The sequence below is a fragment of the Pricia mediterranea genome (genome assembly GCF_032248455.1).
GTDB lineage: Bacteria > Bacteroidota > Bacteroidia > Flavobacteriales > Flavobacteriaceae > Pricia > Pricia mediterranea.
On record NZ_JAVTTP010000001.1, the window covers coordinates 916404 to 941677 of the forward strand.

General features: G+C 52.5%; 11 protein-coding genes. 1 reads left to right on the forward strand and 10 read right to left on the reverse strand.

Translation table 11 applies throughout. From position 1 onward, the window contains the following. Positions 1-59: 59 nt before the first annotated feature. Both RQM65_RS03860 and RQM65_RS03865 read right to left on the reverse strand, forming a co-directional pair. The gene (locus RQM65_RS03860) at positions 60-1583 is read right to left on the reverse strand and encodes a GH3 family acyl-acid amido synthetase (RefSeq protein ID WP_314012881.1); all 1524 of its coding nucleotides are present in this window, start codon (positions 1581-1583) and stop codon (positions 60-62) included. A gap of 136 nt (positions 1584-1719) precedes the next feature. Continuing rightward, entirely contained in the window at positions 1720-3264 is a 1545-nt protein-coding gene (locus RQM65_RS03865) for a sulfatase (RefSeq protein WP_314012882.1), read from the reverse strand. 176 nt (positions 3265-3440) lie between these two features. Between RQM65_RS03865 and RQM65_RS03870 the strand changes: the two genes are divergently transcribed. After that, a complete protein-coding gene (locus tag RQM65_RS03870) occupies positions 3441-4835 on the forward strand; it encodes an exonuclease domain-containing protein (protein ID WP_314012883.1) in 1395 nt (464 codons plus the stop codon). A 438-nt stretch (positions 4836-5273) separates the two neighbouring features. On the opposite strand, the gene RQM65_RS03875 is transcribed toward RQM65_RS03870, so the two are convergent. The 8 genes from RQM65_RS03875 to RQM65_RS03910 all read right to left on the reverse strand — a co-directional run bounded on the left by RQM65_RS03875 (position 5274) and on the right by RQM65_RS03910 (position 24803). Beyond that, positions 5274-7001 (reverse strand): SulP family inorganic anion transporter, encoded by a 1728-nt coding sequence (locus tag RQM65_RS03875; protein WP_314012884.1) that lies wholly within the window; start codon positions 6999-7001, stop codon positions 5274-5276. 280 nt (positions 7002-7281) lie between these two features. Beyond that, a complete protein-coding gene (locus RQM65_RS03880) occupies positions 7282-7551 on the reverse strand; it encodes a hypothetical protein (protein ID WP_314012886.1) in 270 nt (89 codons plus the stop codon). A 193-nt stretch (positions 7552-7744) separates the two neighbouring features. After that, positions 7745-8707 (reverse strand): type I phosphomannose isomerase catalytic subunit, encoded by a 963-nt coding sequence (locus tag RQM65_RS03885; RefSeq protein ID WP_314012887.1) that lies wholly within the window; start codon positions 8705-8707, stop codon positions 7745-7747. Positions 8708-8831: 124 nt separating this feature from the next. After that, positions 8832-9239 carry a 6-pyruvoyl trahydropterin synthase family protein gene (locus RQM65_RS03890; RefSeq protein WP_314012889.1) on the reverse strand — a complete coding sequence of 136 codons (408 nt, stop codon included), beginning with the start codon at positions 9237-9239 and terminating at the stop codon, positions 8832-8834. 57 nt (positions 9240-9296) lie between these two features. Then, positions 9297-9833 (reverse strand): isopentenyl-diphosphate Delta-isomerase, encoded by a 537-nt coding sequence (gene idi / locus RQM65_RS03895; RefSeq protein WP_314012890.1) that lies wholly within the window; start codon positions 9831-9833, stop codon positions 9297-9299. A gap of 241 nt (positions 9834-10074) precedes the next feature. Beyond that, a complete protein-coding gene (locus tag RQM65_RS03900) occupies positions 10075-11046 on the reverse strand; it encodes a PorP/SprF family type IX secretion system membrane protein (RefSeq protein ID WP_314012891.1) in 972 nt (323 codons plus the stop codon). 7 nt (positions 11047-11053) lie between these two features. Beyond that, positions 11054-13081, reverse strand: a complete 2028-nt coding sequence (locus RQM65_RS03905) for a T9SS type B sorting domain-containing protein (RefSeq protein WP_314012893.1) — start codon at positions 13079-13081, stop codon at positions 11054-11056. Positions 13082-13103: 22 nt separating this feature from the next. Next, positions 13104-24803, reverse strand: a complete 11700-nt coding sequence (locus RQM65_RS03910; RefSeq protein WP_314012895.1) for a beta strand repeat-containing protein — start codon at positions 24801-24803, stop codon at positions 13104-13106. Positions 24804-25274 lie beyond the last annotated feature (471 nt).

Below are 25274 nucleotides of genomic sequence, written 5' to 3' on the forward strand. Positions count from 1 at the left end.
GAATACCGGTAGAACCCATACTTTGTACTTATTACCAAATTCCCACTACTCAGTATAAACTACTCAGAACTCCTAACAAACTCCTCCCATTCCTTGAACTTGTCCTCGCCCATCACACGCTCCATTTTTACCTGACCACCTTTCTTTTTGTTTCGGCCGTTCCAATCGCTGAAGGCCTTGGGATTTACCGTAGTGACCTTTACCCCTTCCAAGGCCTTGCTACGTGCCACCTTATAATTTTTATTGGCACCTTTCAAATACGCATCCAGGGCATCGGCCAGTTTTGCATCATCGGCATCATCTTCTGTACCGAGATACCAACAGTGGTAAAACTCCTCATCGATCCTTTTGGCACATAGCGTGTATTCGGGAATTTTTATGGAAAATTCATTCTGCAGGTGCTGTACGGCATCATTGAGTTTATTGACCGACAACTGCGAGCCAACGGTGTTCAAAAAGAACTTGGTGCGACCGGTAATCTTGATTTCCGCCCTTTCGATGTCGGTAAAGGCAATAGTATCGCCGATCAGATAGCGCCAAGACCCCGAAACGGTACTGATGATCAACACGTAATCTTGGTCCAGTTCCACCTCGGAAAGCGTTAACGATGGTGCGCCTTCGGAGAGGGACCCATCCTGTTCGATGTAATCGGGGTCAAAGGGCACGAACTCGAAGTAGATACCCCCGTCGGTCACCAGCTGCATAGCATCGGTATCGGGGCGGGCCTGGAAGGCGATAAAGCCTTCGGAAGCCAGATAGGTGTCGATAATCGTTATCGGTCTGCCCAAAAGCGCATTAAAACTCTTTTCATAGGGTCCAAAAGCGACGCCCCCAGAGGTGTAGACCTGTAGGTTCGGCCAGATTTCGTGAATATGATCCACCTTGTTATAGGCAATCACCTCTTGCAGCATAAGCTCCATCCATGAGGGAATACCGCTCAAGCCGCCTATATCCCACTCCGGGGCCTGTTCGGCGATTTTCCGCACTTTTTCGTCCCAGTCGTCCATGGCCGAGATATCCTCACCAGGTTTATAGTAGCCCCTGAACCAATTCGGGATGTTGCTGGCGCTGATTCCGCTGATCTCCCCCTCTTTATGACCACCTACCTCTTCCAGGTCGGTCGAACTTCCCAACATTAAAATGCCCTTTTCGAAAAAATCGGGAGGCATCTCAAAATTGCTCAAGGCATACACCTGTTGGATTCCCGCGTCGCGAATGGCCGTGACCATTTCTTCGGTAACGGGAATACGCTTGCTGGTCTTTCCCGTGGTGCCTGAACTCAAGGCGAAATAGTCGGGTACCCCGGGCCAGGTAACGTCTTCTTCGCCCTCGTGAAGTTTTTGCCACCACTCTTCGTCGATCTTATTGTAATCGTGATAAGGAATTGCTTCGGCAAATGCTTCCGAGCGATTTTTGGATTCCAGAATAGCGGCAAAATCATAATGTTCGCCGAAGGCAGTATTCTTGGCGGTCTTCAACAACCGTTTTAAAACATCCCTTTGTTCGGCAATGGGGTCTTTCTCCGTAGCGAGCTTGTCCCGTACGTCTATAAATCCTTTGATGATGTTTCCTATGATGGGCATGGCGCTGTATTTTTTTGCAAAACTAAATGCATTGTAATAAAAAAGGGTGCTGTATTGAAATAGAGATTGGTTTTCCTAGATGGAACGAAACGTAGTGATAGCACTTTTGAATTGCGTCAAGCAGCCTCTTGATAGCTCACTTTTGTTCATTCCCTAAAATTTCAATAGGATATTCCACCCTCTCCCCGGTATTTTTATCGATGGGCATCTGGGCATTGACCTTCTGAAGGTAATCGGACAACACCCCTGCCAACTCTTCTGCCTTTTCGCGACGTTCTTCTATCAAGTTGGTGGTTTCCCCAATGTCTTCGGCAAGGTTATAGAGTTCCATGCGTCGGCTCGCATGAAAGTAAATAAACTTCCAATCGCCTTTGCGCACCGCGCTGGCCGCCCCGATACCGGGACCGTCAATACCCCATTCGTTGGGATAGTGCCAAAACAACGGACGGTTGTCCGCACGTTCTTTCTCGCCGGTCAAAGCGGCAATAAAGCTTTTTCCATCAACGGTTTGGATGGCATGTATGCTGTCGATACCGGCCATGTTGAGAATTGTAGGATAGAAGTCCTCTATAATTACCGGGTAGCTCGAGCTCGATCCGGGTTTGGTCTGTCCGGGCCATTTGACCAACATAGGCTCTCGGATGCCGCCTTCGTACATCGAACCCTTGCCGCTGGCGAGCGGTTTATTGTGGCTATTGAGCTCACCGCCCCTGCCATGGGCACTGAGTCCCCCGTTATCGGACATAAAGAGAATGATAGTATTATCGACCATTTCATTTTTCTCAAGATAGTCCATGATATCCCCAAGACTTTTGTCCATTCCCTCGACCAGCGAGGCGTACTTGGCCTCGGTGGAGTCCAACCCCCTTTCGTAATATTGTTCTACGAACCGATCGTCGGCCATGATGGGCGTATGCACGGCGTAGTGGGACATATACAGGAAAAAAGGTCGCGGGGTCGTCACGACGGAATCCAACGCGGACAGGGCCTCTTTTGTGATAGCCTCGGTCAGAAAAACATCCTTTCCATGGTATTTTTCCAAGCCCGGAACGGCCCAGACTTCCTTTCCGGTCTTCCCATTCCCGAAATTTTCCGTGCCCAAATAGCTTTCGGGCGCGCCCGCGGCATGTCCCGCGATATTTATGTCGAAACCTAAATTCACCGGATCGGCCCCGGGGGTGCCCATTGCACCCAAATGGGCCTTTCCCGAATGCACGGTATAATAGCCTATATCGTGCAACGCCTGTGCCAGGGGTAGGGCGTGTACCGCAAGGGAATCGCCTCGAAAGGGACTCATCCCATTTACATTCCACAAGGGAAATTCGAGCGAATCGTGGTTCTGTTCCATGGGTTGTAGCACGTCTTTTTGCAACGTCCAGTTCGTGACCCGGTGCCTGGCGGGGTTCATACCCGTCATCAAGCTGACCCGTGACGGCGAGCACACGTGCATGGCATAGGCCTGGGTAAACTTCATGCCCTCGGCGGCGAGCCGCTCCATGTTCGGAGTATGGTAACGGTCGTTAAAGGGCGTCCGTTCCGCAGCGAAAGGCACCGACGTATCTTGCCAGCCCATGTCATCGACCAAGAAGAGCACGATATTCGGCGGTTTTTCACTTGGTTCATTCGGCTCACAGGCAACGAGCAATAATATGGCCGTTAAGCATAATCCGATGATTTTCATCCGTTCTTCGATTAAATATATCCCAAAAATGAGCTCCCCGTACTGGCGCTCAGGGAGGTGATGGTTCGTATCTGGGTTGGTTCATACCGGTGATTGGGCTAAAATAAACAATCCTTTACTATCCCACAGTTTGGAAGCACGCTTATCTTTTCTCAAAAAGCATATCTTTGTGCCGTTTGTACTGCATCGTAGACATAGAGACCACTGGCAACAGTATCAAGGGAAACAAAATTACCGAGATCTCCATCTTCAAGTACGACGGACATGCCATTGTCGAGGAGTTCACCTCCCTGGTCGATCCGCAGTGTGAGATTCCCTATTTTATTACCCGGCTGACTGGAATCGATAACGAGACCGTACGCGACGCGCCGACCATCGATGTCATAGCGGACCGTATCCTCGAGATTACCGAGGGGGCTATCTTTGTCGCCCACAGCGTGAATTTCGATTACAATATCATAAAGAATGAGCTACGGAACCTCGGCCGTAAATTCATCCGGAAGAAACTCTGCACGGTACGCCTCTCCCGAAAATTACTTCCTGGCTACAATTCCTATAGTTTGGGAAAGCTCTGCTCCGCCCTGGATATTCCCTTAACGGACCGACACCGGGCCCGAGGCGATGCCCATGCCACTACCCTACTCTTTGGCAAATTGTTGCGAACAGACGGGGCGGATAAAATCTTCAGGTCATTTTTGAACGCTCGCTCGCAAGAGGGGACCTTACCGGCAGGACTCCCTCGAGAGGTTTTCGAAAAAATCCCGACCAAACCCGGGGTATATTATTTTAAGGACGCCAGGGGAAAAATCATCTATATCGGTAAGGCTATCAACCTAAAGAAACGTATTCTCGGTCACTTTTATGACAAATCGACGAAGGAAGTCCGACTCTGTGCTGAAACCACGGATGTGGATTTTGAACTGTCGGGCAGCGATCTATTGGCACTTTTGATGGAATCCGCGGCCATCAAACACCATTACCCCATCTACAACCGAGCACAGAAAAAAAGGATACACCCTTATGGGATATTCGCCTACGAAGACCGCAGTGGGATTACCCACTTGGCCTTCAACAAATTGAAGATGGCGCCCAATTCGCAGGTCGTTTTCTACAACGTGACAGATTGCCGGCTGTACCTCGAACAACTATGCGACAGTTTCGGACTTTGTCCCAAATACTGCCATTTACAGGAAAACGTCAAGTCGTGTTCCCATTTCCGGATCGATAGTTGCAAGGGAATTTGCAGGGATAGTGAAAGCGTGTCGGCCTACAACGCGAGGGTGGCTTCTGCCGTAGCCTACATGAATTCGAAAAAAGAGGATTTTGTTATCAAGGAAAAAGGACGACACCCAAATGAAGAAGCTCTTATTCTTATGCGAAACAATGTGTATGTCGGCTATGGATTTGTCGAAAAGGAAGTCGAGCTAAGGTCTTACGCCGATTTGGAAGCTTTTATTGTTCCTCAAAAGAATACGGTAGAAACCGAAAGTATCATCAAATCATACCTCACCCGAAATCCCAATAAGAAGAGTACCGGCTTTCAAGAAGGTGCTTTGGAGACCTATCTGTAATCCGGTCTCGACAATACTCATCCTTGGGAGAACTCTATTTGTTCAATTCTCTAAACATCCGTACCACAAAGAACAGCCATATCATCAAGATGGCGGTGACCAAACCAGCGTATATCCACAAAAAGTCCATTATAAGAGGCCATTGGAGTCAAGCAATCTTTGGGGAGAAAATCGTCGAACACTAATTAAACAATGCGCATCGATAGAATAGCCGAAACGCAATTCCGACCCTTCCATCCGATGATGCTCCGGTCGAACCGGTACTAATAAAATAAATGCACCACCGTAATGCTATTCCTGTTAAAGATAGTTAAAATAATCCTCTTTTCTAGAGTAAAATTGTTTTATCCTTAACATTACAAAACTCTTGAACAAGTCTGGATAGTAATGACCCGAAAACGGGGAATATTGCCTGTATCAATTTATCGGGAAGGGAAACTATTTTCCAAAACGGCTTTGTTGGGCTACCTTATCCCCCACTTTGGAGAGGGAGTCGGGATTGTCAAAAAAATCCACAGCCTCTTTGGTGAGTCCAAAAAGATGTTCCTTCGGCAGTACGTCGATAATCCTACTGTTGAAGATAGTGTCCCTGGTCGGCCCTATGGCACTGGCGATGTAAAAATCGATTCCGCGTTCCTGGATTTCCCGAATCGTCTTGGCCAACATTTCTGCCGCCGATGAATCAATGTAATTAATAGGCTCTGCGTTGAGTATAATCCCTTTGAGGCTGCTACCCTGACCATTGATGTAACGAAAGAGCTGTTTTCTGAAATAATCTTTATTCCCGAAATAAAGCTGGGAATCGAATCGTAGGATCAGCAGATCTGATCGAAACTCGATTTCACTCCTGAACCTGTTAACATTCTTGAAATATTCGGAGCCCTTGATCTGGCCCAATACGGCAAAGTGGGGTCTCGAGCTGCGGTATAGGGTGACGAGCAGAGAGAGCAGAACACCCAATAGAATACCTTCGGGAAGCCCAACGGACAGCGTGATAAAAAAAGTAGCCAGTAGGACCACAAACTCGTCCTTGCGATATTTCCATAATATTTTAGGATAGGCCACATCGATAAGCCCGACTACCGAGACCATGATAATACTGGCCAAGGCCGCGATGGGCAAGTAGTAGAACAGCCCGGTAAAAAACAATAGGGTCAGGGCCACTAGCAGCATGCTTACCAAAGAGGCGATTGGGGTCTTGGCCCCTCCCGTGTTGTTGATAGCGGACCTCGAAAAGCTGGCAGAGGCCAGGTACGATTGAAAGAACGACCCGATTATATTGGCCGAACCGAAGGCCAACAATTCCTTGTTGGGATCAATGGTCTCCTCGTCGTTCTGTTCTTCTATGGCCTTGCCTATGCCGATCGCTTCCGTGTATCCGATTAAGGCTATTGCAAGAGCTATCGAAAAAAGTCCTTTAATCTTAGGCCAGCTAAATTCGGGAAGCCTAAACCGGGGCAGACCCTCTGGCACGTCTCCTACGATGTTCACTCGGTAACTTTCGAGACCAAAAAGATATACAGCCAATATACCGGCGATAACAACGACCAAGATCGCGGGAATCTTTTTGTTCCAGCGCTTTAACAATACAATCAACGCGATGCCGACCACCCCGATCAACAAAGCGTATAAGTTGGTTTCCGGCACGGCGCTTACGACGTTGATTACCGATTTATGGAACTGGTTTGTCTGTGGGATGTTCACCCCGAAAAAATGTTTCAACTGACTGAAAATGATAATCAAAGCCGCAGCCGAAGTGAAACCACTAATGACGGGCCTGGAAAGAAAATTGGCTAAAAAACCCATACGGAGCATCCCTAGGGTGAACTGGATTACCCCGACCATAAAGGCCAACAAGAGTGCCATGGAAATGTAGCTTTCCACCCCGGTAAGGGCCAACGTACCCAGACCGGCCGCAACCAACAGCGAATCCATTGCGACCGGACCTACGGCCAACTGTCGGCTGGTTCCTAAAAAGGCATATACCAAAATTGGTACTAGGGCTGCATAAAGACCGTAGACGGGTGGCATACCCGCGATCATGGCATAGGCCATCCCTTGGGGAACCAGCAATATCCCAACGCTCAGGCCCGCCACCAGATCCTTGGCGAACCAGCTTTTCCCGTACTTCGGCAACCAGTCTAAAAATGGAAGAAGGCGTCGCATTGTGACAAAGGTAAGGGAAAGTTGTAATTCGAATTTGGGCTGAAATTAAGTTTATGGGATTAAGAGTCTATAGGGTTGCGCCTTTGCTTAACAAAAAGAACCGCCCCAAGAGGCGGAGTTTTAACCAAAAGACCGATTCGAAACCTCGGGATTCAGCAGGAAGGGCTAAAAAGAGCTAGACAAATTTTTGGTGCCAACAGGACCAATGTGTCACTAAGCAATATTCCGTACTAAAAAATCCCGCGAAAACGGGATTTTTAATGAAATAAAGAAACTATTGCTATTCCATATTGTTCACTTTTTCGACCAGTTTAGCAGCCTTTTCTTGCAGTTCCTTTCGCACCTCTTTCAGATGTTTGCGTCTGTTGTCAACATCTTTTTTGTTTACCTGGACAATCAACTCATCAAAATCGGAAATGGCCTCATCGATGATTTCGGCGCCCTCTTTGGAATCTTGTTTGTCGTTCGCCGCTTCCGTAAGATAGACGGCCTCGATGACATCGCCCAATACGTTATTGATGTCTTTCTTTAAATTTCGTACACTTGCCATAATTGAATGATTTTTTGCAAAAATAGGTTTTTAAACTTTACCGAATTCCCAAGGTTTGCCTTTACGAGTTTATTGCGGTCCCACTTCCGGTTTCGCTCTGCAAGCCTTTTGTATGTCAAACGAGCGCCCACAACTAATTTCTTTGCGTAGTTTAACCTGTGCCCAAAAGAGTTTTATCTATTCTGCTTGCAGATCAGAGCGTCACCTGCAAGAGCTCCATCCCGTCCGTAGTGATCGAAAGAAATCGCGACAGTGCCGGCACCAGTACAGTTTCTCCCTTTTTAATGTCGGCAGTGCCGTTTTCATTGGCAATGCGACCCGAACCTTTGACGCACATGAGAATGGTAAAAGAGTCCCTTTCGGAAACATCATAGCTCCAATCATCCGTAAGGCGTAGAAAGTCCGTTCTAAAATAGGGACAATCCACCATCGGATTCGCCATGTTTGCTTCCGAACTATAATCCATCTTAAAATCGTCCTTTTTTTCATAATCGATGGCATCAAGGGCGAGGTCGGTATGCAGTTCGCGGAGATTCCCTTCTTTATCCTTCCGGTTATAATCGTAAATACGATAGGTAATATCCGAGGTCTGTTGTATTTCGGCCAGGAGCACACCCGCTCCGATGCCATGCACCTTGCCGGTATGGATAAAAAAGGCATCCCCTTGGTCGACTTTTTCATAGTTCAACAGCTCTAACAGCGTGTCTTTTTCCAAGCTTTCGGTATATTCCTTTTTAGATATATCGCGGTTAAAACCAACTATAATGTTGGCATCGTCATCGGCGTCCATGATATACCACATTTCCGTCTTCCCGTTGGAATTGTGCCGCTTCGTGGCCAGCTCGTCGTCCGGATGCAGCTGAACGGATAGATCTTGTTTGGCATCGATAAATTTTAAGAGGATGGGAAAGTCGGTACCGAATCGATCAATCACCTGTGTTCCCAAAACTCCCTCGGCGTCATCGTCGATCAATTGCGTCAGGGAGGTGCCCGCCAACTCCCCGTTGGAGACCTCCGAAATATCGCCTTCGACCCCCGATAGCTCCCAGCTTTCTCCGGTAATGTCGCTCTCAATGGGCTTGTTCAAGACTTCTTTGAGCTTTGTACCGCCCCAAAGACGTTCTTTTAAAATAGGATGAAATTTTAAGGGATACATTTTTTCGAGTTATGAGTTATGAGACTAAGTCAAAAGGAAAAAGAGGCAAAGGACGGGGTGTTGGATTCTGGGTGACCTGTGTTTGCTACCCGGTGCTAAAATTTAGAATTTGGTGCATCGGATTTCATCCCTTAAAAGTAACAAAATTCCGGGGGGTCTCATAGAGGAGGACCTCGAGCTCGTGTTTTTCATCGATATGCGGTCGAAGCGTATTCCAGATAAAAACGGCTATATTCTCTGCGGTCGGGTTGAGGGTAGCGAATTCCGGTACTTCAAGATTAAGGTTCTTATGGTCTAAGGTCTCCTCCACCATATCCCTTATCAGCTCTTTCAGCACCTTCATGTCCATCACAAAACCGGTCTCGGGATTGATTTCTCCAAGAACACTCACAACAAGTTCGTAATTATGTCCGTGAAAGTTCGGATTGTTGCACTTTCCGAATACGGCATCGTTCTTTTCATCGCTCCAATCCTTGCGATAGAGACGATGGGCAGCGTTGAAATGGGCCTTTCTACTGACTTTTACTTTCATCTTTCGGAGATTGAGGATTGTTTGAACGAATTTCGCCTTGTGCGTTTTCAGTAGAACTTATTTCTGGCCAAATGAGTTTTCGGCGATATGGTCATAGAACTTCTCGAAAATGATCTTGAACCAGGCCGTATAGTGCTCGGGACGCGCTTCAATATCGTCTTTCACCGCTTCGGGATCCATCCATTTCCAGTCCGCCACCTCGGCGGGATTGATCTTTGGTTCCCCATTATACCTGCCGATCATGACATGGTCGTATTCGTGCTCGGTGAGGCCGTTATCGAACGGGGCCTTGTAAATAAAGAAAAAAAGTTCGTCGAGTTTGACGGAGAAACCCATCTCTTCTTGCAACCTTCGTTTTCCCGCTTCAACATTCGATTCGCCCACCCGCTGGTGACTGCAGCAGGTGTTCGTCCATAGCAAGGGGGAATGGTATTTGTCCGCCGCACGCTGTTGCAGCATGGTCTCCCCCTTATCGTTCATAATAAATACGGAAAAGGCCCGGTGAAGCAGCGCTTTTTCATGCGCCTCCATTTTGGGCATAGTGCCAATTGGCTCGTCGTTAGGGTCGACCAAAATTACATGTTCTTCCTCCATAATGAACTCGTTTAGACTCTTTCTTTTACCTACGAATATCGCATTTTAAAGCTATATTTCCTCATTTTTGAAAACCGTAGCCCCGCTATGCTATTAAAAATGGCATCATCTAGCTTCAAAAGCATCCCGAAAACTTTCCGGATCGGTTCCAAACAAAAAATCTAAATGAGTCCAGTGCAAAAATAAGCTCTTTCCGCAGACTGATGGTTAAGTATTTTGTAAAATAGCCGGAAAATAGGCTTCAAAAGAACCGCGGGGAGCGTATTCGTCCGTTGCGCCTTTGGGTAAAATCGTAGCGCAACAGTACTTCGAAAGATCCCGAATTAAACTGGGTACCTCCAAGGTCGGTGGTTTCGCGGTCGTAGGCAAGGCCCAACAATAGGCCATCGTCGATATAAAAACCGAGCATTCCGCTTACGGCGGCGCTCCAACGGTACGCAGCGCCCAATATAAACTTTTCGTCAAGCAGAAAATTAGCGGAAAGATCCACTTGCAAGGGAGCACCCCGAACCACTTTTGTCAATAGGGCAGGTTTGAATTTTAAGTCCCTGTTCAAATCGAAAACATAGCCGGAAGTCAGATACAGATTCATTCGTTCACTGGCCGTAGAAATATTCGAGGAACTAAAATGGGTGGTTTCCAAAATTCTCGGAACCGAGATACCCATATAAAATTTTTCGTTGTAGTAGTAGACCCCCGCCCCGATATTTGGCGAAAACTTGTTATCGATATCCTGTTGCAACAATGGATCCGGACCGTTGGAATTTCCGATATCCTGATCTAATTTAGAAAATTGGATGTCCAAGAGGTGCGCACTTCCCTTTAGTCCGAAAGCAAGTCTACCTTCCCTAGAGGTAAAAATGGTGTATGAAAAATCAACGTCTAAATAAGTTTCCGAAGTGGGACCGATCTGTTCGTTAAGGACGCCCACGCCTAAGCCTACGCCTCTATATCCTATGGGAGTGTGTAAATTAAGGGTCTGGGTCTTCGGTGCCCCTTTAAGTCCCGCCCATTGCGACCGGTACAAAGCTGTTATGCTCAGGCTCTCCTTCGATCCGGCATACCCTGGGTTAATGCTCGGCATATTGTACATGTACTGGGTGTACTGCGCATCTTGTTGGGCGAACAGTCCATCCCCAAGAAAAAAGAAACTTATTGCAAGGCATGCAAGCAGATATCGGCAATAACGCTTGTTGTATTTCGGAAAAACCATATTTTTTCTATCTGTTAATATAAAGGTAGCCCGAGAGCGATTTGTTCTCCCCTACCCCGTTCTTGTAATCGAGAATATAGAAATAGGTGCCTACGGGCAGTTTTCTATCGGCATCTACAGTAGCCCTTCCTTCAGAAGTGCCTTTGAACACGTTACCCCGTGTTCCATAGGCTTGCGTGCTATAGACCAACACGCCCCATCGGTTGTAAATACTGATGGAATTATCGGGATAGTTTTCGAGACCGTCGATCTTCAAGGTATCGTGAACTTGGTCATCGTTCGGGGTAATCACGTTGAAAACCTCGATCACATCTTCTTCTACGTTAGGGTCCAAATATTCCGGAATACCGTTGTCATTACTATCGTCATTGGCGTAATTGCCATCGTTGTTCAAATCCTCTTCGCTAGATGGAATACGATCACCGTCGTCATCGGTGTCCCTATAGTCGGGTGTGCCGTCATCGTCGGTATCCGGCAGCCCCTTAGTTAGGTTATTGATGTTATTACTGGTATCGAAGCCAGCGACTATCCATCCTTCATAAACATCGTCCAAGCCATCGCCATTTGCATCCAAGCCTAGTGGTAAGACATCGGGAATGCCGTCACGATCACGGTCGTGGCCTTCGATGTTGTCGGGTATGTTGTCATTGTCACTATCCTCGTCCACATAATCCGGAATACCATCGCCATCGGTATCCTCAGGAATAATCCTGGTGATTCCATTCTTATCGTTGGCGGAGTGGATTCCGGTGCCATTCTGTTGCATTCCGCTTGGTATTCCATAATCGTAGGTGGCCAGAGCCTCAAAAGTGTCAAGTATTCCGTCGTTATCGCTGTCGATATCCAAATAATCGGGAATACCGTCGTCGTCGGTATCGGTGGCGTCCGTAGTAGGATCATTATCGCTATCCAAATTCAAATCCTCAAAACTATCCGCGATACCGTCGTTGTCACTATCCAAGTCGATTCCCGCGGAATTCACCATCACGGTCACGGTCGCCGTGCTACAATTGCCGATGGCGTCGCAAAGTTCATAGCTAAAAGAATCATTCCCCAAGAATCCGCTGTCGGGCGTATAGGAAATACTATCGTCGGATGGATCGTTCGGCGTTTCTCCGTTGTTTAATAGGATATTTCCATTGGATGGATTTGTTACGGTCAGGGTTCCCAAAGATGGGACATCGTTGTCGTTCGTGAGGATATCGATATCCAAAGGCGAATTTTCGTTCGTTGTCACCAAATCATCAAGTACGTCCAAGATAGGAAGCACTGCGACGCTGACCGTGGCCGTACTACAATCGCCGAACGTATTACATAGCGTGTAATCAAAGGTATCGGGACCATTGTAATCGGGGTTCGGAATATAGGTCACGATATCGTCGGTCGGGTCGTTGGGAGTGCCATTATCGTCAAGGTTTACGTTGCCGTTGACGGGGCTGTCCGAAATCGTAAGGGACCCCGATATTGGAAGGTCGGAATCATTGCCATAGCTATCGACGACAACGGATTCATCTTCATTGACCGTAATCATATCGTCGACCAGATCAGCGGCCTCGTCCATACAGACCACGGTAAAATTGGGAAGATTTTTACTGTTGCCCGCTTTGGTTATGGTGGCGGTATATCGGACCACCGTTTGGGTCGCGATTACAGTGGGACTGGCGGGGTCGCCCGTAACAGTGGGACTCCAGTTCAGCGTCGCCCCCGGCGGTAACGGATTCGCCGAAACGTCCAAGGTCACCTCGTTGAATGGCGAATTACAATTGGTCAGGATAAAATATCCGGTAGCGTTCTGTCCGCAGTTCGTGCCATCATAGGTAGCGAAATAAACCCCTCTATCGGTCGCTTCATAGTACGAATTTGTACTCAAGACCGTACTTGTATCGGAAGCTTCGTACCAGCGCCAGTTCGAACGTGTGCCGTCGCTGTCATCCATGGGGGCCTGTAGCAAAAACTGGGCACTTCCGACGGCAAGCCCTAGAAAGGTAAAAATTGTGCTGAGGACGCGCTTTTTATATGTAGTGATGGATTTCAAATCTGTCGGTGTCGCTTTTAGTTTACTTGACTACGAAAACTACATTGATGAGGGAGTTGTAGTCGGCAGGCGGGTTGGTAACATCGTAGGTCATAACCCCGTTCGCATCTACGCTAATATTCGCAAAAACACCTGTGTCGTAATAGGTTACATAATAGTAGAGATCCCCTGCGGCATACGTCGGAATTGCGGCTGGTGCTCCCGTACTGGCGACCGCCGGCGTGGCATATTGGTTTGTGTACTCGGTGTATAGGTTCAAGGTACGGCCTGTTCCAGATGAGGACGCGTCCACCGCAATAGAAGGTGGATAGAAAATCCGCGCCGCCTTTGAAGTGATCGGGGCAATGGCCTGGATTACATCTTCGACCGTCGCTTCGTTCGCTCCGTCTCCATCTAAGTCTGTTGGGGTATCGGAATTTACTTCGGAGGCTGTTTGGTCGTCGGTGCCGTTATCATCCAAGCTGGAGAGGTCTACTGTCGTCGAGTTGCCGTTTTCGATATCTATTTGAAGAACATTGCTGCCGTTCAGTATGGCGCTGGTCAGATTCTGGTCGTCCGTGCCGTTATCGTCCAGGGCCGACAGATCCACCGTTTGGGCGGTTCCGTTCTCGATGCCCACGGTCAGGGTGTTCCCTGAAAGGTTCAGGTTCTCGATGTCCTGGTCGTCGGTGTTATCGAGGTAACCGCTCAAATCAACGTTGCCGCCGTCTTCGAGGGCCAAGGTATTGGTCACCAGGCTCAGCTGTTGGTCATCGGTGCCGCTATCGTTTAGGGCCGACAGGTCCACCGTCTGGGCCGTTCCATTTTTGATGCCCACGGTAAGGACGTTGCCTGCGAGCCCGAGGTTTTCGATGTTCTGGTCGTCCGTGTTGTCAAGGTAACCGGAAAGGTCTACGTCGCCGCCGTCCTCCAGAGTCAGGGTGTTCCCCGCCAATGTCAGGTTCTGGTCGTCCGTACCGGCATTGTCCAGAGCCGACAGGTCTACCGTCGTAGATGTTCCGTCCTCGATATCGATCTGCAGAATGTTGCTACCGTTCAATGTCGCACCGGTCAGGTTTTGGTCATCGGTACCGCTGTTGTCCAATGGGGACAGGTCAACTGTTTCGTTGGTTCCGTTCTCGATGCCGATGGTAAGGATGTTCCCGGTAAGACCCGAACCGCTGATGTCCTGGTCGTCGCTCGAGACGAAACCGGAAAGGTCCGCTGTTTGCGTACCGCCGTCCTCCAAGGTCAGGGTCAGGACGTTCGTCGCGCCGTCAAGGCTGAAATCCGTTATTGCCTGGTCGTCGGTGTCGTCCAGGTACGGGCCGAGGTCCACCGTGCCGCCGTCCTCCAATGTCAAAATGTTACCCGATAATGTAAGGTTCTGGTCGTCGGTGCCGGCGTTGTCCAGAGCCGACAGGTCTACCGTTTGGGCCGAACCGTCCTCTATACCGACGGTAAGGATGTTGCCTGCAAGGCCGAGGTTCTCGATGTTCTGGTCGTCCGTGTTGTCAAGGTAACCGCTTAAATCTACATTACCTCCATCTTCGAGGGTCAAGGTATTGGTAGCCAGACTAAGCTGTTGGTCGTCCGTACCGGCATCGTCAAGGCTCGACAGGTCTACCGTTTGTGTGTTTCCGTTCTCCAAGGTAATGGCCAGTACGTTGGTCGCGTTGTCGATACTGAAGGCCGTGACCGTCTGGTCGTCGGTGTTGTCAAGGTACGGGCCGAGGTCCACCGTGCCGCCATCTTCCAATGTCAAAATGTTACCCGATAATGTAAGGTTCTGGTCGTCGGTGCCCACCAAGCTCGATAGGTCCACGGTCTGGTTCGTTCCGTTCTCGATACCGATGGTCAAATCGGTGCCCGAGAGGCCGGAACCGCTGATGTTCTGGTCGTCGGTGTTGTCAAGGTACGGGCCGAGGTCCACCGTGCCGCCGTCTTCCAATGTCAAAATGTTACCCGATAATGTCAGGTTCTGGTCGTCGGTGCCGGCATTGTCCAGAGCGGACAGATCTACCGTCGTAGATGTTCCGTCCTCGATATCGATCTGCAGAATGTTGCTACCGTTCAATGTCGCACCGGTCAGGTTCTGGTCATCGGTGCCCACCAAGCTCGATAGGTCCACGGTCTCGTTGGTTCCGTTCTCGATGCCTACCGTAAGGATGTTACCAGCAAGGCCGAGGTTCTCGATGTTCTGGTCGTCGGTGTTGTCAAGGTAACCGCTTAAATCTACATTACCTCCATCTTCGAGGGTCAAGGTATTGGTAGCCAGACTAAGCTGTTGGTCGTCCGTACCGGCATCGTCAAGGCTCGACAGGTCTACCGTTTGTGTGTTTCCGTTCTCCAAGGTAATGGTCAGTACATTGGTCGCATTGTCGATACTGAAGGCGGTGACCGTCTGGTCGTCGGTGTTGTCAAGGTACGGGCCGAGGTCCACCGTGCCGCCATCTTCCAATGTCAAAATGTTACCTGATAATGTAAGGTTCTGGTCGTCGGTGCCCACCAAGCTCGATAGGTCCACGGTCTGGTTCGTTCCGTTCTCGATACCGATGGTCAAATCGGTGCCCGAGAGGCCGGAACCGCTGATGTTCTGGTCGTCGCTTCCGGCGTTGTCCAGAGCCGACAGGTCTACCGTTTGTGTGTTTCCGTTTTCCAAGGTAATGGTCAGTACATTGGTCACGTTGTCGATACTGAAGGCCGTGACTGTCTGGTCGTCGGTGTTGTCAAGGTACGGGCCGAGGTCGACCGTGCCGCCGTCCTCCAGGGTCAGGGTGTTCCCCGCCAATGTCAGGTTCTGGTCGTCGGTGCCGGCGTTGTCCAGAGCCGACAGGTCTACCGTTTGGGCCGAACCGTCCTCTATACCGACGGTAAGGATGTTGCCTGCAAGGCCGAGGTTCTCGATGTTCTGGTCGTCGGTTCCCACCAAGCTCGATAGGTCCACGGTCTCGTTGGTTCCGTTCTCGATACCGATGGTCAAATCGGTGCCCGAGAGGCCGGAACCGCTGATGTTCTGGTCGTCGGTGTTGTCAAGGTACGGGCCGAGGTCCACCGTGCCGCCGTCCTCCAGGGTCAGGGTGTTCCCCGCCAATGTCAGGTTCTGGTCGTCGGTACCGCTGTTGTCCAATGGGGACAGGTCAACTGTTTCGTTGGTTCCGTTCTCGATGCCGATGGTAAGGATGTTCCCGGTAAGACCCGAACCGCTGATGTCCTGGTCGTCGCTCGAGACGAAGCCGGAAAGGTCCGCCGTCCGGGTACCGCCGTCCTCCAAGGTCAGGGTCAGGACGTTCGTCGCGCCGTCAAGGCTGAAATCCGTTATTGCCTGGTCGTCGGTGTCGTCCAGGTACGGGCCGAGGTCCACCGTGCCGCCGTCCTCCAATGTCAAAATGTTACCCGATAATGTAAGGTTCTGGTCGTCGGTGCCGGCGTTGTCCAGAGCCGACAGGTCTACCGTTTGGGCCGAACCGTCCTCTATACCGACGGTAAGGATGTTGCCTGCAAGGCCGAGGTTCTCGATGTTCTGGTCGTCGGTTCCCACCAAGCTCGATAGGTCCACGGTCTCGTTGGTTCCGTTCTCGATACCGATGGTCAAATCGGTGCCCGAGAGGCCGGAACCGCTGATGTTCTGGTCGTCGGTGTTGTCAAGGTACGGGCCGAGGTCCACCGTGCCGCCGTCCTCCAGGGTCAGGGTGTTCCCCGCCAAAGTCAGGTTCTGGTCGTCGCTCGAGACGAAGCCGGTAAGGTCCGCTGTTTGCGTACCGCCGTCCTCCAAGGTCAGGGTCAGGACGTTCGTCGCGCCGTCAAGGCTGAAATCCGTTATTGCCTGGTCGTCGGTGTCGTCCAGGTACGGGCCGAGGTCCACCGTGCCGCCGTCCTCCAATGTCAAAATGTTACCCGATAATGTCAGGTTCTGGTCGTCGGTGCCGGAATTGTCCAGAGCGGAAAGATCCACTGTCTGGGCGGCACCGTCCTCGATGCCTACCGTAAGGATGTTACCGGCAAGGCCGAGGTTCTCGATGTTCTGGTCGTCGGTGTTGTCAAGGTAACCGCTTAAATCTACATTACCTCCATCTTCGAGGGTCAAGGTATCGGTAGCCAGACTAAGCTGTTGGTCGTCCGTGTTGTCAAGGTACGGGCCGAGGTCCACCGTGCCGCCGTCCTCCAGGGTCAGGGTGTTCCCCGCCAAAGTCAGGTTCTGGTCGTCGCTCGAGACGAAGCCGGAAAGGTCCACGGTCCGGGTACCGCCGTCCTCCAAGGTCAGGGTCAGGACGTTCGTCGCGCCGTCAAGGCTGAAATCCGTTATTGCCTGGTCATCGGTGTCGTCCAGGTACGGGCCGAGGTCCACCGTGCCGCCGTCCTCCAATGTCAAAATGTTACCCGATAATGTAAGGTTCTGGTCGTCGGTGCCGGCGTTGTCCAGAGTCGACAGGTCTACCGTTTGGGCCGAACCGTCCTCTATACCGACGGTAAGGATGTTGCCTGCAAGGCCGAGGTTCTCGATGTTCTGGTCGTCGGTGCCGGCGTTGTCCAGGCCGGACAGGTCTACCGTTTGCGTATTGCCGTTCTCCAAGGTAATGGTCAGTACGTTGGTCGCGTTGTCGATGCTGAAGGCGGTGACCGTCTGGTCGTCGGTGTTGTCAAGGTACGGGCCAAGGTCCACCGTGCCGCCGTCCTCCAGGGTCAGGGTGTTCCCCGCCAAAGTCAGGTTCTGGTCGTCGGTGCCGGCATTGTCCAGAGCGGACAGGTCTACCGTCGTAGATGTTCCGTCCTCGATATCGATCTGCAGAATGTTGCTACCGTTCAATGTCGCACCGGTCAGGTTCTGGTCATCGGTGCCCACCAAGCTCGATAGGTCCACGGTCTCGTTGGTTCCGTTCTCGATGCCGATGGTCAAATCGGTGCCCGAGAGGCCGGAACCGCTGACGTTCTGGTCGTCGCTTCCTGCATTGTCCAGGCCGGAAAGATCGACCGTTTGCGTATTGCCGTTCTCCAAGGTAATGGTCAGTACGTTGGTCGCGTTGTCGATACTGAAGGCGGTGACCGTCTGGTCGTCGGTGTTGTCAAGGTACGGGCCGAGGTCCACCGTGCCGCCGTCCTCCAGGGTCAGGGTGTTCCCCGCCAAAGTCAAGTTCTGGTCGTCGGTGCCGGAATTGTTAAGGGCGGAAAGATCCACTGTCTGGGCGGCACCGTCCTCGATGCCTACCGTAAGGATGTTACCGGCAAGGCCGAGGTTCTCGATGTTCTGGTCGTCGCTCGAGACGAAACCGGAAAGGTCAACGGTGTTCCCGTCCTCGATGGCGAGATCGGTTCCCGAAAGGATCAGGCCTTGATCATCGGTACCCAAAATGTTCAAGGGAACGTCGAAGGTGTTGCCCGCCTCGACGATACGCAGGTCCGTGCCATTGACCCCGAAAGAGGTAATCAGTTCGTTGGCGTCGCTCGCATCGCCCGGGGTCGCGCTGCCCCCGACCGGCGACCACGAGCCGGAATCATATACGTACAGCTGGCCGCTCGCAGTGTCGACGTAGGTCGTGCCCTCGGGCGCGGTGCCCGTGGGACCGCCGCTGCCCCGTCGGGTAAGCTCGTTGGTGGGGTCGGAATCCGAGTCCCGGATGTCCACCGTCGCGCTCGAACCGTCGGTAATCGTTACCTCAACGCTCTCGTTGGAAGTGCCGCCGGTTCCGATGCCCAGATCTTGGTCGTCGGTGTTGTCAAGGTACGGGCCGAGGTCCACCGTGCCGCCATCTTCCAATGTCAAAATGTTACCCGATAATGTCAGGTTCTGGTCGTCGGTGCCCACCAAGCTCGATAGGTCCACGGTCTGGTTCGTTCCGTTCTCGATACCGATGGTCAAATCGGTGCCCGAGAGGCCGGAACCGCTGATGTTCTGGTCGTCGCTTCCGGCGTTGTCCAGAGCCGACAGGTCTACCGTTTGTGTGTTTCCGTTTTCCAAGGTAATGGTCAGTACATTGGTCACGTTGTCGATACTGAAGGCCGTGACCGTCTGGTCGTCGGTGTTGTCAAGGTACGGGCCGAGGTCCACCGTGCCGCCGTCCTCCAGGGTCAGGGTGTTCCCCGCCAAAGTCAGGTTCTGGTCGTCGGTGCCGGCGTTGTCCAGAGCGGACAGGTCTACCGTTTGGGCCGAACCGTTCTCTATACCGACGGTAAGGATGTTGCCTGCAAGGCCGAGGTTCTCGATGTTCTGGTCGTCGGTTCCCACCAAGCTCGATAGGTCCACGGTCTCGTTGGTTCCGTTCTCGATACCGATGGTCAAATCGGTGCCCGAGAGGCCGGAACCGCTGATGTTCTGGTCGTCGCTTCCGGCGTTGTCCAGAGCCGACAGGTCTACCGTTTGTGTGTTTCCGTTTTCCAAGGTAATGGTCAGTACATTGGTCACGTTGTCGATACTGAAGGCCGTGACCGTCTGGTCGTCGGTGTTGTCAAGGTACGGGCCGAGGTCCACCGTGCCGCCGTCCTCCAGGGTCAGGGTGTTCCCCGCCAAAGTCAGGTTTTGATCATCGGTGCCGGCGTTGTCCAGAGCGGACAGGTCTACCGTTTGGGCCGAACCGTTCTCTATACCGACGGTAAGGATGTTGCCTGCAAGGCCGAGGTTCTCGATGTTCTGGTCGTCGGTTCCCACCAAGCTCGATAGGTCCACGGTCTCGTTGGTTCCGTTCTCGATACCGATGGTCAAATCGGTGCCCGAGAGGCCGGAACCGCTGATGTTCTGGTCGTCGCTTCCGGCGTTGTCCAGAGCCGACAGGTCTACCGTTTGGGCCGAACCGTTCTCTATACCGACGGTAAGGATGTTGCCTGCAAGGCCGAGGTTCTCGATGTTCTGGTCGTCGGTTCCCACCAAGCTCGATAGGTCCACGGTCTCGTTGGTTCCGTTCTCGATACCGATGGTCAAATCGGTGCCCGAGAGGCCGGAACCGCTGATGTTCTGGTCGTCGGTATTGTCCAGGTACGGGCCAAGGTCCACCGTGCCGCCGTCCTCCAGGGTCAGGGTGTTCCCCGCCAATGTCAGGTTCTGGTCATCGGTACCGCTGTTGTCCAATGGGGACAGGTCAACTGTTTCGTTGGTTCCGTTCTCGATGCCGATGGTAAGGATGTTCCCGGTAAGACCCGAACCGCTGATGTCCTGGTCGTCGCTCGAGACGAAACCGGAAAGGTCCGCTGTTTGCGTACCGCCGTCCTCCAAGGTCAGGGTCAGGACGTTCGTCGCGCCGTCAAGGCTGAAATCCGTTATTGCCTGGTCGTCGGTATTGTCCAGGTACGGGCCGAGGTCCACCGTGCCGCCGTCCTCCAGGGTCAGGGTGTTCCCCGCCAATGTCAGGTTCTGATCATCGGTGCCGCTGTTGTCCAATGGGGACAGGTCAACTGTTTCGTTGGTTCCGTTCTCGATGCCGATGGTAAGGATGTTCCCGGTAAGACCCGAACCGCTGATGTCCTGGTCGTCGCTCGAGACGAAACCGGAAAGGTCCACCGTCCGGGTACCGCCGTCCTCCAAGGTCAGGGTCAGGACGTTCGTCGCGCCGTCAAGGCTGAAATCCGTTATTGCCTGGTCGTCGGTGTCGTCCAGGTACGGGCCGAGGTCCACCGTGCCGCCATCTTCCAATGTCAAAATGTTACCCGATAATGTCAGGTTCTGGTCGTCGGTGCCGGCGTTGTCCAGAGCCGACAGGTCTACCGTTTGGGCCGAACCGTCCTCTATACCGACGGTAAGGATGTTGCCTGCAAGGCCGAGGTTCTCGATGTTCTGGTCGTCGGTGCCGGCGTTGTCCAGAGCGGACAGGTCTACCGTTTGGGCCGAACCGTCCTCTATACCGACGGTAAGGATGTTGCCTGCAAGGCCGAGGTTCTCGATGTTCTGGTCGTCGCTCGAGACGAAACCGGAAAGGTCAACGGTGTTCCCGTCCTCGATGGCGAGATCGGTTCCAGAAAGGATCAGGCCTTGATCATCGGTACCCAAAATGTTCAAGGGAACGTCGAAGGTGTTGCCCGCCTCGACGATACGCAGGTCCGTGCCATTGACCCCGAAAGAGGTAATCAGTTCGTTGGCGTCGCTCGCATCGCCCGAGGTCGCGCTGCCCCCGACCGGCGACCACGAGCCGGAATCATATACGTACAGCTGGCCGCTCGCAGTGTCGACGTAGGTCGTGCCCTCGGGCACGGTGCCCGTGGGACCGCCGCTGCCCCGTCGGGTAAGCTCGTTGGTGGGGTCGGAATCCGAGTCCCGGATGTCCACCGTCGCGCTCGAACCGTCGGTAATCGTAACCTCAACGCTCTCGTTGGAAGTGCCGCCGGTTCCGATGCCCAAATCTTGGTCGTCGGTACCGGAATTGTCCAGGCCGGACAGGTCTACCGTTTGCGTATTGCCGTTCTCCAAGGTAATGGTCAGTACGTTGGTCGCGTTGTCGATACTGAAGGCGGTGACCGTCTGGTCGTCGGTGTTGTCAAGGTACGGGCCGAGGTCCACCGTGCCGCCGTCCTCCAGGGTCAGGGTGTTCCCCGCCAAAGTCAGGTTCTGATCATCGGTGCCGGAATTGTCCAGAGCGGACAGGTCTACTGTTTGCGTATTGCCGTTCTCCAAGGTAATGGCCAGTACGTTGGTCGCGTTGTCGATGCTGAAGGCCGTGACCGTCTGGTCGTCCGTGTCGTCCAGGTACGGGCCGAGGTCCACCGTGCCGCCGTCCTCCAGGGTCAGGGTATTCCCCGCCAAAGTCAGGTTCTGGTCGTCGCTCGAGACGAAGCCAGTAAGGTCCGCTGTTTGCGTACCGCCGTCCTCCAAGGTCAGGGTCAGGACGTTCGTCGCGCCGTCAAGGCTGAAATCCGTTATTGCCTGGTCGTCGGTATTGTCCAGGTACGGGCCGAGGTCCACCGTGCCGCCGTCCTCCAGGGTCAGGGTGTTCCCCGCCAAAGTCAGGTTCTGGTCGTCGCTCGAGACGAAGCCGGAAAGGTCCACGGTCCGGGTACCGCCGTCCTCCAAGGTCAGGGTCAGGACGTTCGTCGCGCCGTCAAGGCTGAAATCCGTTATTGCCTGGTCATCGGTGTCGTCCAGGTAGGGGCCGAGGTCCACCGTGCCGCCGTCCTCCAATGTCAAAATGTTACCCGATAATGTAAGGTTCTGGTCGTCGGTGCCGGCGTTGTCCAGAGTCGACAGGTCTACCGTTTGGGCCGAACCGTCCTCTATACCGACGGTAAGGATGTTGCCTGCAAGGCCGAGGTTCTCGATGTTCTGGTCGTCGGTGCCGGCGTTGTCCAGGCCGGACAGGTCTACCGTTTGCGTATTGCCGTTCTCCAAGGTAATGGTCAGTACGTTGGTCGCGTTGTCGATGCTGAAGGCGGTGACCGTCTGGTCGTCGGTGTTGTCAAGGTACGGGCCAAGGTCCACCGTGCCGCCGTCCTCCAAGGTCAGGGTGTTCCCCGCCAAAGTCAGGTTCTGGTCGTCGGTGCCGGAATTGTCCAGAGCGGACAGGTCTACCGTTTGCGTGTTACCGTTCTCCAAGGTAATGGTCAGTACGTTGGTCGCGTTGTCGATGCTGAAGGCCGTGACCGTCTGGTCGTCGGTGTTGTCAAGGTACGGGCCGAGGTCCACCGTGCCGCCGTCCTCCAATGTCAAAATGTTACCCGATAATGTAAGGTTCTGGTCGTCGGTGCCGGCGTTGTCCAGAGTCGACAGGTCTACCGTTTGGGCCGAACCGTCCTCTATACCGATGGTAAGGATGTTGCCTGCAAGGCCGAGGTTCTCGATGTTCTGGTCGTCGGTGCCGGCGTTGTCCAGGCCGGACAGGTCTACCGTTTGCGTATTGCCGTTCTCCAAGGTAATGGTCAGTACGTTGGTCGCGTTGTCGATGCTGAAGGCGGTGACCGTCTGGTCGTCGGTGTTGTCAAGGTACGGGCCAAGGTCCACCGTGCCGCCGTCCTCCAAGGTCAGGGTGTTCCCCGCCAAAGTCAGGTTCTGGTCGTCGGTGCCGGAATTGTCCAGAGCGGACAGGTCTACCGTTTGCGTGTTACCGTTCTCCAAGGTAATGGTCAGTACGTTGGTCGCGTTGTCGATGCTGAAGGCCGTGACCGTCTGGTCGTCGGTGTTGTCAAGGTACGGGCCGAGGTCCACCGTGCCGCCGTCCTCCAGGGTCAGGGTGTTCCCCGCCAATGTCAGGTTCTGGTCGTCGGTACCGCTGTTGTCCAATGGGGACAGGTCAACTGTTTCGTTGGTTCCGTTCTCGATGCCGATGGTAAGGATGTTCCCGGTAAGACCCGAACCGCTGATGTCCTGGTCGTCGCTCGAGACGAAACCGGAAAGGTCCGCTGTTTGCGTACCGCCGTCCTCCAAGGTCAGGGTCAGGACGTTCGTCGCGCCGTCAAGGCTGAAATCCGTTATTGCCTGGTCGTCGGTGTCGTCCAGGTACGGGCCGAGGTCCACCGTGCCGCCGTCCTCCAATGTCAAAATGTTACCCGATAATGTCAGGTTCTGGTCGTCGGTGCCGGAATTGTCCAGAGCCGACAGGTCTACCGTTTGGGCCGAACCGTCCTCTATACCGACGGTAAGGATGTTGCCTGCAAGGCCGAGGTTCTCGATGTTCTGGTCGTCGGTTCCCACCAAGCTCGATAGGTCCACGGTCTCGTTGGTTCCGTTCTCGATACCGATGGTCAAATCGGTGCCCGAGAGGCCGGAACCGCTGACGTTCTGGTCGTCGCTTCCTGCATTGTCCAGGCCGGAAAGATCGACCGTTTGCGTATTGCCGTTCTCCAAGGTAATGGTCAGTACGTTGGTCGCGTTGTCGATACTGAAGGCGGTGACCGTCTGGTCGTCGGTGTTGTCAAGGTACGGGCCGAGGTCCACCGTGCCGCCGTCCTCCAGGGTCAGGGTGTTCCCCGCCAATGTCAGGTTCTGGTCGTCGCTCGAGACGAAGCCGGAAAGGTCCACCGTCCGGGTACCGCCGTCCTCCAAGGTCAGGGTCAGGACGTTCGTCGCGCCGTCAAGGCTGAAATCCGTTATTGCCTGATCATCGGTATTGTCCAGGTACGGGCCAAGGTCCACCGTGCCGCCGTCCTCCAATGTCAAAATGTTACCCGATAATGTAAGGTTCTGGTCGTCGGTGCCGGCGTTGTCCAGAGCGGACAGGTCTACCGTTTGCGTGTTTCCGTTCTCCAAGGTAATGGTCAGTACGTTGGTCGCGTTGTCGATGCTGAAGGCGGTGACCGTCTGGTCGTCGGTGTTGTCAAGGTACGGGCCGAGGTCCACCGTGCCGCCGTCCTCCAGGGTCAGGGTGTTCCCCGCCAAAGTCAGGTTCTGGTCGTCGGAGTTGTCAAGATAGGGAGTCAGGTCCACTGTACCACCATCTTCGAGGTTCAGAATGTTGCCTGAGGTCAAGCTTAAAAGCTGGTCATCACTTCCGGAATTGCTCAGAGCGGATAGGTCGACCGTAATACTGCCCCCGTTTTCAATTTGAAGCGTCAACATATTGGTTGCCGCGTCAAAGCTAAACGCTTGCAACTGCTGACTGTCCGTCGAAGTCAACCCCCATGCCCCGCCATCCCAAAAATAGATGGTTCCGGTATTGGTATTGACGTAGATATCACCGAGATCTGCCCCAGTGGGAGTGGTCATTCCTGCTGCCGTTACCGCAGTACCACTTAACACCTCGCAATTACACTGGTCTTCTAAAGTAACAGTGGTCTGGGCCATTGCCATCGCGGTGAGTAGAAAAATGAATAGAAAAACTAGTTTCTTCATGACCTTTACTTTTCTTAAAATCGTATGGTTCGGTTTCTTGGTGTTGTTTCCATTACATGGCTCCGGATACACGTCTATAGCGACAGTCTCGTCTTATAGAGTTATCCAAAATGAATTCGTTGTAGGAAAGCAAGGCTGTATGCAATCGATGGCAGCCCAGATGAAGAGGATGTTAATACATCCAAAATACGTTGGTCTTCTCGATGAAAACCTCGGTTGCGTTCGGTTAAGTCATTCATGCTTTGGTTGGTGTGTTACCGGATTTTGGGATTACAGTACACTTGTCCACGATAAAATTAAGGGGACTGTAAGCACATCTGAAATAAATGTTGTGTAACCGATAAAAAGCAGGGTAAATAGTATAAAAACTGAAGTCTTAGAGTTCTCAACTGGTCGATAAACGCCCTGTAATCAATACGTTCGAAGGACAACCTGTACGAAAAATCGGATAAGTATTATGCGCGACCCAAG

Excerpts from the sequence above, each read along its gene's own strand:
- RQM65_RS03860 (WP_314012881.1), bottom strand. The coding sequence starts at position 1,583 with ATGCCCATCATAGGAAACATCATCAAAGGATTTATAGACGTACGGGAC.
- RQM65_RS03865 (WP_314012882.1), bottom strand. The coding sequence starts at position 3,264 with ATGAAAATCATCGGATTATGCTTAACGGCCATATTATTGCTCGTTGCC.
- RQM65_RS03875 (WP_314012884.1), bottom strand. The coding sequence starts at position 7,001 with ATGCGACGCCTTCTTCCATTTTTAGACTGGTTGCCGAAGTACGGGAAA.
- RQM65_RS03880 (WP_314012886.1), bottom strand. The coding sequence starts at position 7,551 with ATGGCAAGTGTACGAAATTTAAAGAAAGACATCAATAACGTATTGGGC.
- RQM65_RS03885 (WP_314012887.1), bottom strand. The coding sequence starts at position 8,707 with ATGTATCCCTTAAAATTTCATCCTATTTTAAAAGAACGTCTTTGGGGC.
- RQM65_RS03890 (WP_314012889.1), bottom strand. The coding sequence starts at position 9,239 with ATGAAAGTAAAAGTCAGTAGAAAGGCCCATTTCAACGCTGCCCATCGT.
- idi (WP_314012890.1), bottom strand. The coding sequence starts at position 9,833 with ATGGAGGAAGAACATGTAATTTTGGTCGACCCTAACGACGAGCCAATT.
- RQM65_RS03900 (WP_314012891.1), bottom strand. The coding sequence starts at position 11,046 with ATGGTTTTTCCGAAATACAACAAGCGTTATTGCCGATATCTGCTTGCA.
- RQM65_RS03910 (WP_314012895.1), bottom strand. The coding sequence starts at position 24,803 with ATGAAGAAACTAGTTTTTCTATTCATTTTTCTACTCACCGCGATGGCA.